Below are 12,944 nucleotides of genomic sequence, written 5' to 3'. Positions count from 1 at the left end.
CATGATGTTGGAAGTAGATGGGAACTCTATATTTATATTTAAAGGGGTGCCCGGTGAATGCATTAAATGCTGTTCACCGGGCACCCCTTTATTCGAATCGAAATGGAAAACGTTGTTTTAACGAATGGCAACCTTGTACGTGCGTAACCATGAGTTAATTTGTGTCAAATAAGCGAATAACTGTGGCCCAGACATGAGCTGCCCAAACCAGGGAAGATTGGAGGAAGCATCAGGTGAAGAAGCGAGTTTGCGAATCTGATCCTTGTCAATCAGGGGTAGAATCGGTGAAGTCGCATCATCAAGAATATCCAGTACCTGCTGCTTAACAGCAGCCAAATACTGCGGATTATGTGTTTTGGGATACGGACTTTTTTTACGATATAAGACATCGTCAGGCAGCACACCCTCCAACGCTTTTCGCAAGATGCCCTTCTCACGGCCGCCCGTTATTTTCATTTCCCAGGGAATGTTAAACACATATTGGATCAGGCGGTGATCACAGTAAGGTACTCGAACCTCGAGCCCTGCACCCATACTCATCCTATCCTTACGATCCAGCAAAGTAGGCATAAACCGGGTGATGTTCAGGTAAGACATGACACGCATTTGTGCTGCTTTTCCGGTTTCACCATCCAGTAAAGGAGTCTCTGCTACAGCATCTGAATACCGGTCGGCAAGATAGTCCAGCGGTCTGATCCATTCCCGAACATCCGGCGACAACAGCCCTGCGCGCATGTCGGGCGCTACCGACCAGGGGAACGTTCCGGAATTCAGCATTTCATCCCGATGGAACCAGGGATATCCTCCAAACACTTCATCTGCTGCCTCTCCCGAGATGGCGACGGTCGCCCCTTTTTTGATTTCTTTACAGAACAGGTAGAGAGAGGAATCGACATCAGCCATCCCCGGCAAATCCCGTACGATCATCGCCTGATTCAAGGCATGAACCAGTTCACCATTCTCGATCTCAATCCAGTGATGGTCAGTCTTGAGCTCATCTACCATACGCTGGATCCAGGGGCCATCAGCACCGGGCTGGAACGAGTGAGCCTGGAAATGCTTCGCATTATCGACATAATCGACGGAATACGTACTGACTTGGCCCTGACCCGTGCGGTTGTAATAGTCTACCGCCAGTGCGGACAGAGCACTGGAGTCGAGCCCACCTGATAGGAGGGAACAGACCGGAACATCGGACGCCAGCTGGCGTTCAAGTGTATCCTGCAACAAACGCCGGACTTCGGCAGCTGTCTCATCCAGGTCATGCTCATGCGGGCGACTTTCCAACTTCCAATACGCATAGGTTCGGATCCCGTTCCGGTTAAAGATGAGCGCATGTGCCGGTTTGAGTTCATTCAATGAAGAATAGACTCCGTGTCCAGGCGTTCTGGCCGGACCTACGATAAATACTTCTGCCAGGCCCTCAGGACCAACAGCAGCCTCTACATCCGGGTGCAGCAAAAGGGATTTGGGTTCCGAGCCAAATACGAGAGCGTCTTTGGCGTTGCTATAGAATAACGGTTTGACGCCAAGGCGGTCACGTGCAATAAAGACCTGTTCACGCCCCCCGTCCCAGATGGCAAAAGCAAAAATGCCATTAAAACGGTCTACACACGCCGGTCCCCATTCGATATAAGAGGCCAGCAAAACTTCCGTATCACATTGTGTACGGAAATGGTGCCCCCGCTGAAGCAGTTCTTTTTTTAATTCGGGTGCATTGTATAGTTCTCCGTTATACACGACGGTATAGGAGGTGTCTCCCTGTAACGCATGCATGGGTTGAGCGCCATTCTCCGGGTCCATTACGCTGAGCCGGCGATGTCCAAATGCACAAGGATTGGAGATCCATGTACCTGAAGCGTCGGGCCCCCGGTTCGACAAACTGTCCGTCATTCGGACCAGCAGCTCCGATTCCTGGGTCAAATCCCGATTCCATTGTATGAAGCCGGTTATACCGCACATGGTTGTTCATCCTTTCTTAGTCGAGTCGTTGATCCCGTGTGGTGTTGCATGGCATGGAGCCAGCAAATGTTGTCATTTTCGTCAGAAGTCGTAACAAATATATGCCGAAAGCAGGCATAAAATGTCTGTCCTCTTCGGAAACTATATCTAGGGACAACGGCCTCAGCATGCCTGTGAAGGAGAGAATGGATAGTGGACAAAACAACCTATTATGTCTCTGTGGGTGGGCGTTCCGTTTTGCAGGATCAGCACGCAGCTGCCTATGAATGGGTCATTCAGGCGACACCTCAGGAAGCGGAACATTTACTGGGGCTCCTTAATCTGATGCAGGAAAAAGAGGAAGAGGCTTTTCCAGGAATGGTATTCCCGTGGCCGGATACACCGGAAGAATCTGTGAACCGAGCTTATGAAGCTGTCTTACAGCAGGTGTATCACGAAATTTATCGTTTGGGAACGCCTGAGACAAGACAAGAGATTGAACAAAGTACATGACATGATAAGGAGCGATAACAATGTATGCAATTCAGGATGCCAAGATCCGCAGATTAACCGAGGTGGATGGATTGTCTTGTGCTGAAGTGGAGGTACAGCCCGCTAATGCAGGAGATCCTTCTTTATTAGTATATGTAGCGGCAACTCAGCCTGGAAGTATGGAAGTGGTTCGCATTGTACGTAACCATTCGGATGCCGTTCTGGACTGGTATAACAACAACATGCATACGGCCTTTGAAGATGCAACGGAAACCGCATTTGAGAACAGTGAAGGTGTAACAGCGGGAGAAGACAAAGCACGGTTCCAAAGTGAGTTGTTTGCGTTTGGTCTGCTCGGTCCGACCCTTCAACGCTATTTAATTGGTCAGGCTTAATAATCAATTCCCAGCATGGATAACGGAGTTAACCCGGAGCATACTACATATAAGTTCCGGGGAGGTGATAGCAATGGCTTCCAAGTTCAAGAAAAACAAAGGAAACCTTTACGCGCATCATACCGAGTTTGCCGGGGAAATGCTTGCCATCAACGGCAAGCGTCCTACGCAGAGAAATCCATGGCGTCGGGGAAACAAGTAACCCGGAATGAAAAACCCGCCGTTTTTAGGAACGGCGGGTTTTTGCATGTAAACTTTTAAAGTGTGTAAGAAGTTACGCATATTCACGAAGCACTTGAATCCCTTTGACCACATTGTATATAAAGCTTAATCCATAAATAACAAAGAACAGGATGACAAACCCGATGGCGCTGCCCAAGCTCTGGGCGGTTATAAAGAAATAAAACATTGGAATGGCGGCAAGAAACGGGAAAACGTGGGAGAACAAAGCTCGTTTGGCATGTCCCTCAATATAGGCGTCTCGTGCGACGATCCAGACAATGATCGGAAACAGAAAAGGAGCGAAGAAAATACTGAAATAGGATAAGGCCGATAAAAGCTGTCTCATAACAATTCTCTCCTTTGTTGAATTCATTCATAGTTATGTATGCAAAAGATTACCCAGTCAGGCTGACATTGAACACTCTTAGACTTTAGGACCCGGCAGTATCAATATTGCCTGCTAATCATGATCATATTCCCTAGGTGACTAACGTATGAAAATAATACGTAAAAGATTGAAACAGGATGCAGTTTATTATTTTTTTTATAAAAGTATTGAAAAATATAGAAAACAGAGTATAATAGAAATCGCGCCAAATTTTTATTTATACATATTTGTCTCAGTAGCTCAGCAGGATAGAGCAACGGCCTTCTAAGCCGTCGGTCGGGGGTTCGAATCCCTCCTGGGACGTTCAAAAGAAGCTTCCTCCGGGAAGCTTCTTTTACGTTCAGGGGATGAGAACCCCAACGGTTCGTCGGAGCATTGTCTTCGATAGCACTACTTCGCAGTCTCGACTGCAAGGAGAGTATCCCTCCTGGGACGTTCAAAAGAAGCTTCCTTCGGGAAGCTTCTTTTACGTTCAGGGGATGAGAACCCCAACGGTTCGTCGAAGCATTGTCTTCGATAGCACTACTTCGCAGTCTCGACTGCAAGGAGAGTTTCCCTCCTGGGAGTACGAGCCAGCTTGTAACCGATGAGGAAAGGCAAATTGGTCAGGCGTTTCTGCACATGAAACGGATTGCAGAATCTGAAGGCACAACGCTTCAAGGTGCGACACGTCTCATCGTGTATGTGACGGATATGTACCGCTCAATCAGATTCAGGAGAACTGGGGTTCAGGTCCATTTTCCGCTTCTTACAATCATCGAGGAAGTTGACTGATAAAAGAATTTGAAAATGATATAGGCATTACCTATAAAATGAATAGTATTTATATATTTTATTAATAAACGGATTTATGCCACAATAATCCTATCAGATTGAAAGGACGGTGGTGTCATTGAAATCGATTAACCAATGGCGGGCAGATGAGTACGATCACCAATTGGCTTTTGTATCAGGATACGGCAAAAGTTTAATCTCTTGGCTTCAACCTCAAAAAGGTGAATACATTCTGGATTTGGGCTGCGGCACGGGTGACTTGACGCATGAAATTGCTATGTCACAAGCAGAGGTGGTTGGCATGGATGCATCTCCGGATATGATTCATCGGGCGAGGGAGAAGTTTCGGGATATCGAATTCCTGGAGGGAGACGGACATCGGTTCCAGACAAGCAGACCTTATGATGCCATCTTCTCCAATGCTGCATTGCACTGGATGAAAAGTCCTGGCCTTGTCATCGAAAGTATATGGAATGCGCTGAAGCCTGGCGGGCGTCTGGTAGCAGAGTTCGGTGGGAAGGGAAATGTACAGACCATTGTGAATGCTTTGGAGGCTGTGCTTGAACGAAAAACAGGAATCGATGCAGCGGATCGCAATCCATGGTACTTTCCAACAATTGGAGAGTATAGCTCCATTTTGGAGGAAAAGGGGTTCCTGGTTCGACAGGCCTACCACTATGACCGTCCTACCCAACTTCAAGATGGGGAACAGGGTATTGAGGGGTGGTTAGCTCATTTTGGCGGTGACTATTTTGCGGGTTTAAGTAAGGAACAGATCCAGGAAATCTGTCTGGAAACGAGTAATATAGTTGTACCAAAGCTCTGGAAAGACGATGCGATCTATGCGGATTATAAGCGTTTGCGTGTGGAGGCTGTAAAGCCGGAAAGTTGAAAAAATAATGAAATCTGCTTGTTAAATGAATATCTGATAAACTCCACCTGTAAAATATGATGTCTTTCAAAGACCATGATTCTCTTTTGGCGAAAGAGGAATATGGTCTTTTTTCCTATGGACTATTTTAAATTTCAAATTCTCCATCGACAAATAAATACAAGCCCATCTCCCTCTCTTACTCAAGAACCATATAAGTAATTTTTATATCATAATTGTAATTATTTAGAAGGGATATATGGTATTTTAGTAGAATAATTTACCAAGGGTCAATCCTCTTGCGGATAGGATGGTGACGTTATTACAAGTATTGCAGTACTTGATCGGGCAAGGCCCCAGTGATTGGTGAGGTATTCATATTGAGAAGGAGGGGCATAGCCTTGAATAAACGATTGATATCCATGTTATTGAGTGTCCTCATGATTTTCTCCATCGTCATGCCAGCGGCTGGAGCCGCTCCCACAGATGTACTACTTGATAGGAATTTGCTGACCAAGGCTGAAGCCAAGCAGTGGAAAGAAATTCTCGCCCAGCGGGAAGAAAAACTTGCTGCAGAACCACTTTTGGACCAGAGACTGGAAGGTCTAGGTGGAGAGAGTACAAGAGTTATCGTTGAGCTCTCGAACAAACCTGTAGCTGTAGCGCAAGGTGAATCAACCCTCTCAGGAAAGTCTTTTACCTCCTCTATGGAAACAAATGCTGTGACTAAGGTTGAACAACAACAACAGTCATTTGTACATAGCCTCACTCAGAACAAAATCAACCATGAAGTGTTGGAAAATTACGCATATGCCCTAAACGGTGTGGCCATTGAAGTGGATGGAAATCAAATGGGGCAATTGCTTCGCATACCAGGCGTAGTCAGTGTATATCCTGACCTCGAAATTACGTTAGCTCCGGAGAACGATGAAGTTAATCCCTATATGAAAGATACAGCGCCGTTTATTGGTGCCCCGGAAGTATGGGATTTGGGATACAAAGGGGAAGGCATCAAAGTCGGTGTTATTGATACAGGAATCGATTACGAGCACCCGAATCTGAAAGATGCTTACAAGGGTGGTTGGGATTTTGTTGAAAACGATGATGATCCTTATGAAACAACACGTGAGGAGTGGAAAGTGTCTGAACAGCCGGAGTTTAATGCAAACGGAAGTTCCTACTACACATCCCACGGTACTCACGTAGCGGGCACCATCGCTGCTCGCGAGGCTGGAGATTACGGTGTTGTTGGTATTGCTCCCGAAGCCGATATCTATGCTTATCGTGTACTTGGAGCATATGGTAGCGGGCAAACATCGTGGGTGCTTGGCGGAATTGATCGCTCGGTTAAAGATGGTATGGATGTCATCAACCTCTCGCTGGGTAATGATGCAAATGATCCAAGTTACATTACTTCGGTTGCGCTCAACAATGCCATGCTGTCGGGTGTTACTGCAGTTGTAGCAAGTGGTAATGAAGGTCCAAATCGTTATACATTGGGTTCTCCAGGGGCATCGGCCATGGCTATCACTGTAGGTAACTCCACAGGACCTAGTCAGATCATTACGGCCAACACGCATTTTTGGATTGGTGAAGATGGTGAAGGTACACTACCTGAAGAGCAACCTGTACCTGAGGTTGAACAATTGCCTGAACTGGGGATAGCACCAGAGACTGAAGCTCCTGAAATTCCAGAGCAAGGCGTACCGGTGACTAATCCAGATGATTCATCTGCAGATGCTCCCGAAGCAGACGTGATAAGTGAAGAGTCTGCATCACCAGGTGAAGGTGCACTACCTGTAGAAGAGCAAGCTGAAGCTGAAACCGTGACGTCTCAGGATGCAACTGATCCTAGTACAGAAGAAGTTACACCTGTAGAAGAAGAGGAAACGGTAGCTCCAACTGTAACACAGCCAAACCCACTGACTGTCACAGAATCAGTCTATCGTCTGGACGTAATGGGCTGGAACCTTTCAGCAGATCCTGAAGATGTTCTGACAGGGCAATATGAGCTTGAGTTTGCCGGGCTCGGGAAACCAACCGACTTCGAAGGCAAGGATTTTGCAGGGAAAGTTGCATTTGTACAGCGGGGTGAGCTGGCATTTGTGGAGAAGGTAGCCAATGCGAAAGCGGCTGGCGCAGTGGCCGTCATTGTGTATAACAATCTTCCAGGTCCGATTGGTCTAAGCTTGGGTGATAACTTTGAACTTATTCCGACACTCAGTATGTCCAAAGAAGATGGTGAAGGGATCAAGGCTCAGCTGGATGCGGGAGAACTGGTTGAAGTAAGCTTCAGTGATTTTGTCCATGATCAAACGCCTGGAGATGACATGTATGACTCCAGCTCCCGCGGACCTGCCAAAGTAACATTGGATATCAAGCCAGATGTGGTTGCCCCGGGTACAAGCATCTTGTCTACGATTCCTGCCTACGGGAAGGATGAGCCTGGAGCAGATTATGCACAGGCTTATGATCGCAAAACAGGCACGAGTATGGCTACTCCTCATGTAGCAGGACTGATTGCATTACTCATTGAGAAGCATCCGGACTGGACTCCTTTTGATATTAAGGTTGCTCTCATGAACAATACCAAAGTGCTGGATACAGCTCTATATGACGTATTCGATCAAGGCGCTGGCCGTATTCAAGCACTGGAAACGATTGACCCTGAAACTTTTGTTAAAGTCATGGACGTGACAAAATACACCGAGAGCGGCGAGGCAGTCGAAAAGGAAAACATTACGGGTAGCGTCAATTTCGGCAACTTCCTGAGCACAGACGAGAAAACGGTCAGTAAAACGCTCAAGGTGCAGTCGCTAAAAGGAGTAGGCGGGGAATATTCCGTAACGGTCAACCCTACACGTTCTGTAAATGGCGTATCGGTTTCCATGGATAAAACGTCCTTTGCGTTGAATGGAGAAGAAGAGGTACAGGTGACGATTACGGTGCCAAAAGGCGTGACTACTGTAGGAGAAGCCCAAGGATATCTCCAATTCAGTCATGAAGCAAAAACGTATAGTGTGCCGTACGTGGCTCACTTCAATCTGACAGAATCCGGCATCAAATACATCGAAACGAAGTATGGCAATGAAACGAACCCGTTCCATTATCCATTGAATGCCGATGGCACGCTGGATACACTCGATGTATTTATGGAATTCCATAACCCAATGAATTTCGCACTTATTGAAATTTTTGACGGTCTTAATCCGGATGGTGGTTTTTATCAGGATGGGTATATTGGATCTATATATGGTGCCAATTATACCTTCAATGCAAATGCGAGATATAAACTTGCCTGGGACGGACAATATGTAGATTATACAACGGAGCAAGAGACAGCTATTCCGGATGGCTTGTATACCGTTGATATCACATCTAGAGGTACTGATGGAAAGACATATCGGGAAGATACCCCTCCATTCTTGGTGAAAACAGAAGCTCCGGTTGTAAAAGTGCCTGAGACGCTGGAAATACAGCAAATGGGTAAGGATTCTCTTATGGGAACTGTTGAGGATTTGTATATAACGGTTGCTCCTGCTCTTAAAAGTGGATGGGATTATGATCTTGATGTAACCAAATCCTTGAAGTCTGGCTATACCGTCAAAGATTCTACAGATAAAAAGATTAAAGAAGGAAGCTTTGAAGTAGAATCAGATGGTTCATTTAGGATTAGTCTCGGGGAATTGCCAGCAGGAAAATATAGTGTGGAATTCGCTATTGAAGATCTTCAAGGGTTGGTTGGAACATCTTCAACCTCTCTGACTGTAAAAAAAGATCCTGATCCGCAAGTTCCTAAGCCGAGCACGCCATCCCCAGGATCTGGTTCAGGATCTTCAGGGGGATCAAGCTCTGCATCGTCGCCAACACCAGCACCGGCTTCAACAGTTATTGGCGATGCATCTCTATCTGAGAAGAAAAATGCTGACGGAACTATACAAGCCACAGCGGCACTCTCCGAAACCGTCATCAATACACAATTGCTGGGTGATGGACAAGAAGTGAAGCTGGATGTTTCCGGTATAGAGTTCGAGAAATACAGTCAAGTGGAACTGACATTAAGTAAGTCTATTGCTGATAAGCTTCAAGCGGCTGGCAAAAACTTAATTATTGAAGGTCAAACGTTTAATGTGTCCATTCCCGCTACTTCTCTAACGGATTTTATAACGTCCAACGGATTTAGCCTAAAGCTGCATGTATTAGACGAACAAGCGGAAAAGCAGAACGTAAACATTGTCTCAAAAATTGTGTCCATCGATCATAATGCAGAAACATTTAAGCACAACATTAGCCTTACTTTGAAATATGATGCGAAGTCTGTGAAAGACCCACGAAAAGTCATTGCTTACCACCAAACAACAGAAGATGCATGGCAGCCTGCATCATTGTCCAATGTGTCTCAAAAAGGGCAGTTAGAGTTCAGTGTTACAGAGCCAGGGGCATACGCTGTAGTGGAAAATGACGTAACTTTTGGAGATATTACGGGCCACTGGGCCAAAGATGAAATTGAAGTTATTGCATCCCAGCAAATTGCCAAAGGTATGAGTGCAAGTGTATTTTCACCTAATAGCACCATTTCTCATGCAGAATTTGCAACGCTACTCGACCGTATATTTGGAACGGGTATCGATTGGGAAACACGAAGCAAAGAAGCGGGTGCACAGGATCAGTTGACCCGTGAGAAAATGGTCATGATGATCGCAGACGCATTGGAGTTGGAACAAGGACCGACATCCATTAGTTTCAAAGATGGAGATCAAATTTCGGATGAAGCGAAATCTGCAGTAGCTTTTGCGGTGGAGAATGGGTTGGTAAAAGGGATGTCAGGCAATCAATTTGCTCCAAAGGCCACTTCAACCCGCGCGCAGGTATCTGTTATTCTATACCGTCTGCTTGAACATCTAGACAAAATTTAATTTCACAATGTGGCGTACAACATTATTGAAGTATATAAAGAGACCTTCCATCATGGAAGGTCTCTTTATATACAATGGACGTTATATTTTATCTCACGGAGAGCCAATCAAACGATTCGCGCTGGCCTTCAGACCCATGAGTAACAATAGGACGGCGAGCGTAACCTGCAGAAGCAAAGGAATAGTCCAGCCCTCAGTCCAATCATGGATTAAACCGAATAACAAGGGCCCTCCGGCGGCCAACATATATCCGAACGATTGAGCCATTCCTGATAAACCTGCGGCTTGTCTGGCGTCAGCTGTGCGAAGTACAAAAAACATGGTAACCAGACCAAATGAAGCACCGCCCCCAATGCCAGCGAGAGCAACCCCGATCGTAACCATTGATGAGATACCGCTTAGCAGGAACGCATATCCCAAAATGAGACACATACAGGTAATGGCCGTCAGCATACGCTGATCCTTCATTCGTCCCGCCAGAATAGGAATAATAAACGTTACTGGAACGCTGACCATTTGCATCATGGATAGCATCAAGCCTGCTGAAGAAGGGTTAAAGCCCTGATTAGACAAAATTTCAGGCAGCCATGTAATGGTCGAGTAAAATATCAACGATTGCAATCCCATGAAAAGCGTGATGTACCAAGCGAGAGAAGAGGAGCGAAGCCGAACCGGTTTCTCGGTCTTTCGGGAGGCTACATAAACTTCTCCGCGGCGTCCATTACGAACGTGGGGCAGCCACAAAATGAGAGCCAGGATCGAGAGCACAGCCCACATTCCGAGTGAGGCATGCCAACCCATGGAGGTTAAGCCTGCTGCCGGAACGCTAATTCCAGAAGCTATAGCACCCCATATATTCATGGACACGGAATACAGACCAGTAACGAGTCCTACTCGTAATGGGAAGTCCCGCTTAATTAGACTTGGAAGTAACACATTACTTAGAGCAATCCCGCATCCGAGGATGGCTGTACCTGCAAAAAGTGCAGGGACTGACGGTAAAAAACGGAGGGCTATGCCCAAGGTTACAATAATGATAGCAGTAAGCAGTGCTGCTTCCAGACCAAATCTTTTTGCCAGATGTGGGGCAAACGGAGAAATTGCAGCAAACGCAAGCAAAGGCAGTGATGTAAGCAACCCGGCCATGGTATGGCTTATGCCTGTATCGGAGCGAATCAGTTCAACGATAGGGCCTGTCGCTGTAATCGGTGACCGCATCGTAGCTGCGATGAAGATAATACCCGTAAGAAGAAGCCCGAGTTTCATGGACGATGAGGAGCTGTCCATAACTGCTTGATCAGATGAATGTTGATGTAAAGAAGATGGCATAGGTAAATCTCCTGTTATTTATTTTTTCTAATATGTATACTTTGATACATGCGTATACACAACAAGCATAACATTCGGTGTCAACATCGGACAACGGAGTTGGCCGAAATACACCCCAGAACGGAAAAAGCTTCCCGAAGGAAGCTTTTCTTAATACGTCCCAGAAGGGATACTCTCCTGCCAGTCGAGACTGCGAAGTGATGCTAACGAAGACGATGCTCCGACGAACCATAGGGGTTCTCATCCCCAGAACGCAAAAAAAGCTTCCCGAAGGAAGCTTTTCTTAATACGTCCCAGAAGGGATTCGAACCCCCGACCGACGGCTTAGAAGGCCGTTGCTCTATCCAGCTGAGCTACTGAGACATGAAATTTTTCAAGCAAAAATGATTTTATCATAAATAAATATGAATATCAAGTGTTTTGTTTTAATATGTTTTTCGTATATGATGTTTGGCGGTAGATGACGTTTTTTTCATTATATTTACGGTTATGTTAGAATATCAGGAGAACTCAGAAAATAGATCGATTTTCGTTTAATATACATCTATTTATGATTGATTCCGATTGGAGATTCAGGATATAGAGGAGGTGCTCCTATCAAGGAATCCACGACCCCGGAAAACGAGCACAGTAACAATATCGTGCTGTTTCCTAAGACGCTGGACTATTACCAGATTCAATTGACTGTCATGCTTGAAAATGAGCGGTATGGTGAAGCAATGAATCTGCTCCGCTTTTTGCTGCAATGCCAGGGGCAGGAAGAGCGCCATTATGATGAATGGCGGGCTTTGCTTGAATGGCTTGAGGCTGCCTTCCCTCATTATGCAGAGGATCCCTCTGTGGTTCAAGATGAACATGAAGAAGAGGAAATCAGTGAGGAAGACATGGCGCGTCAGCATGCCAGGTCCAAGCTGGAGCAGGATAAGGGATACGCGGATAAGCTGCTTCGCACCGTAATGGAGGAACCACTGTCCGAACAAACCATGCTTGCTTTGGAGCAGCTGGCCTATCTGGATATGCCAGAGATAGATGATTCGCTGATTCGCTGGTTGACAGATAAGTCCCTTCACCCGCTGCTGCAGTTCCGAGTGCTGCAAACGCTGCGTCGTCGAGGTACACAGGGCATGATCACCTTCGCAAGAGGAGAAGAACAGGTTGAAGTGGAGATCGATACGGTACCGCTCAGGCCAGAGGATTTCCCGCTTCAGATTGTTCGCATTCTGGAAAGAGTGGCTGATCAGACGGAAGTTCACGAACCGACACTTTTTTATTTTGCACAGGAACTGTGGATTCAGTTTGTGATGGCCGTATATGGAACCCGAGATTATGCTTCCATGCTTGAAGAGAATGATTCCATGACAGACATATGGGCAGCTGCTCTACATATGACCGTTGCAGACAGCCTGGGCGGTTCGCACGACGAAGAAGATACGCGCTCAATGTATGCTGTGACCGGAGCAATGCGCTTCCGTTTGGAGCAGGCATATCGTTCTATGAAGCAGTTTGTTTCAGCTGGTTTGGGAGGCCAATAGAGACCGGAAACGTTTACCTCAAACCGCATCAAGGGATTCCCCTTGAAAAAGAATGTAATCTTGTTTATACTAAAATGGTTATTT

At 46.2% G+C, this 12,944-nt stretch carries 10 protein-coding genes and 2 tRNA genes; 8 read left to right on the top strand and 4 right to left on the bottom strand.

Annotated features, from left to right (window positions below; genetic code table 11):
• Positions 1-117: 117 nt before the first annotated feature.
• On the bottom strand, positions 118-1,962 hold the full coding sequence (gene asnB, locus HP552_RS04480) for an asparagine synthase (glutamine-hydrolyzing) (RefSeq protein ID WP_175394418.1): 1,845 nt from the start codon (positions 1,960-1,962) through the stop codon (positions 118-120).
• A gap of 192 nt (positions 1,963-2,154) precedes the next feature.
• On the opposite strand from asnB, the gene HP552_RS04475 reads away from it, so the two are divergent.
• The 3 genes from HP552_RS04475 to HP552_RS35330 all read left to right on the top strand — a co-directional run bounded on the left by HP552_RS04475 (position 2,155) and on the right by HP552_RS35330 (position 3,030).
• Positions 2,155-2,454, top strand: coding sequence for a hypothetical protein (locus tag HP552_RS04475; RefSeq protein ID WP_175394417.1), 300 nt, complete (start codon positions 2,155-2,157; stop codon positions 2,452-2,454).
• Between the two features lie 20 nt (positions 2,455-2,474).
• A complete protein-coding gene (locus HP552_RS04470) occupies positions 2,475-2,828 on the top strand; it encodes a hypothetical protein (RefSeq protein ID WP_175394416.1) in 354 nt (117 codons plus the stop codon).
• 73 nt (positions 2,829-2,901) lie between these two features.
• Positions 2,902-3,030: a hypothetical protein gene (locus HP552_RS35330; RefSeq protein WP_281366003.1), complete on the top strand. Its 129-nt coding sequence runs from the start codon at positions 2,902-2,904 to the stop codon at positions 3,028-3,030.
• Between the two features lie 72 nt (positions 3,031-3,102).
• On the opposite strand, the gene HP552_RS04465 is transcribed toward HP552_RS35330, so the two are convergent.
• A complete protein-coding gene (locus HP552_RS04465; RefSeq protein ID WP_175394415.1) occupies positions 3,103-3,396 on the bottom strand; it encodes a magnetosome magnetite crystal formation protein family in 294 nt (97 codons plus the stop codon).
• Between the two features lie 271 nt (positions 3,397-3,667).
• Here HP552_RS04465 and HP552_RS04460 point away from each other — a divergent pair.
• From HP552_RS04460 to HP552_RS04445, 4 genes are all read left to right on the top strand, one after another.
• Positions 3,668-3,741 (top strand) — tRNA-Arg (locus HP552_RS04460).
• Between the two features lie 318 nt (positions 3,742-4,059).
• Positions 4,060-4,212 (top strand): hypothetical protein, encoded by a 153-nt coding sequence (locus HP552_RS04455; RefSeq protein ID WP_175394414.1) that lies wholly within the window; start codon positions 4,060-4,062, stop codon positions 4,210-4,212.
• 118 nt (positions 4,213-4,330) lie between these two features.
• Positions 4,331-5,104 carry a class I SAM-dependent methyltransferase gene (locus tag HP552_RS04450; RefSeq protein WP_175394413.1) on the top strand — a complete coding sequence of 258 codons (774 nt, stop codon included), beginning with the start codon at positions 4,331-4,333 and terminating at the stop codon, positions 5,102-5,104.
• A 380-nt stretch (positions 5,105-5,484) separates the two neighbouring features.
• Positions 5,485-9,999 carry a S8 family serine peptidase gene (locus HP552_RS04445; protein WP_175394412.1) on the top strand — a complete coding sequence of 1,505 codons (4,515 nt, stop codon included), beginning with the start codon at positions 5,485-5,487 and terminating at the stop codon, positions 9,997-9,999.
• Between the two features lie 93 nt (positions 10,000-10,092).
• Here the strand turns inward: HP552_RS04445 and HP552_RS04440 are convergent, their stop codons facing one another.
• Positions 10,093-11,328 carry a CynX/NimT family MFS transporter gene (locus tag HP552_RS04440; RefSeq protein ID WP_175394411.1) on the bottom strand — a complete coding sequence of 412 codons (1,236 nt, stop codon included), beginning with the start codon at positions 11,326-11,328 and terminating at the stop codon, positions 10,093-10,095.
• Between the two features lie 289 nt (positions 11,329-11,617).
• Positions 11,618-11,691 (bottom strand) — tRNA-Arg (locus HP552_RS04435).
• A 326-nt stretch (positions 11,692-12,017) separates the two neighbouring features.
• Between HP552_RS04435 and HP552_RS04430 the strand changes: the two genes are divergently transcribed.
• The gene (locus HP552_RS04430) at positions 12,018-12,860 is read left to right on the top strand and encodes a hypothetical protein (RefSeq protein WP_246310759.1); all 843 of its coding nucleotides are present in this window, start codon (positions 12,018-12,020) and stop codon (positions 12,858-12,860) included.
• The last annotated feature ends 84 nt before the right edge of the window (positions 12,861-12,944 follow it).

The organism is Paenibacillus xylanilyticus (assembly GCF_013359935.1).
GTDB classification, from domain to species: Bacteria; Bacillota; Bacilli; order Paenibacillales; family Paenibacillaceae; genus Paenibacillus; species Paenibacillus xylanilyticus.
This window is presented reverse-complemented; position numbering and strand designations above follow the sequence as displayed.

Bases quoted from the DNA above. Each gene is read 5' to 3' on its own strand.
- HP552_RS04465 (WP_175394415.1), bottom strand. From the start codon at position 3,396: ATGAGACAGCTTTTATCGGCCTTATCCTATTTCAGTATTTTCTTCGCT.
- asnB (WP_175394418.1), bottom strand. From the start codon at position 1,962: ATGTGCGGTATAACCGGCTTCATACAATGGAATCGGGATTTGACCCAG.
- HP552_RS04470 (WP_175394416.1), top strand. From the start codon at position 2,475: ATGTATGCAATTCAGGATGCCAAGATCCGCAGATTAACCGAGGTGGAT.
- HP552_RS04440 (WP_175394411.1), bottom strand. From the start codon at position 11,328: ATGCCATCTTCTTTACATCAACATTCATCTGATCAAGCAGTTATGGAC.
- HP552_RS35330 (WP_281366003.1), top strand. From the start codon at position 2,902: ATGGCTTCCAAGTTCAAGAAAAACAAAGGAAACCTTTACGCGCATCAT.
- HP552_RS04455 (WP_175394414.1), top strand. From the start codon at position 4,060: ATGAAACGGATTGCAGAATCTGAAGGCACAACGCTTCAAGGTGCGACA.
- HP552_RS04430 (WP_246310759.1), top strand. From the start codon at position 12,018: ATGCTTGAAAATGAGCGGTATGGTGAAGCAATGAATCTGCTCCGCTTT.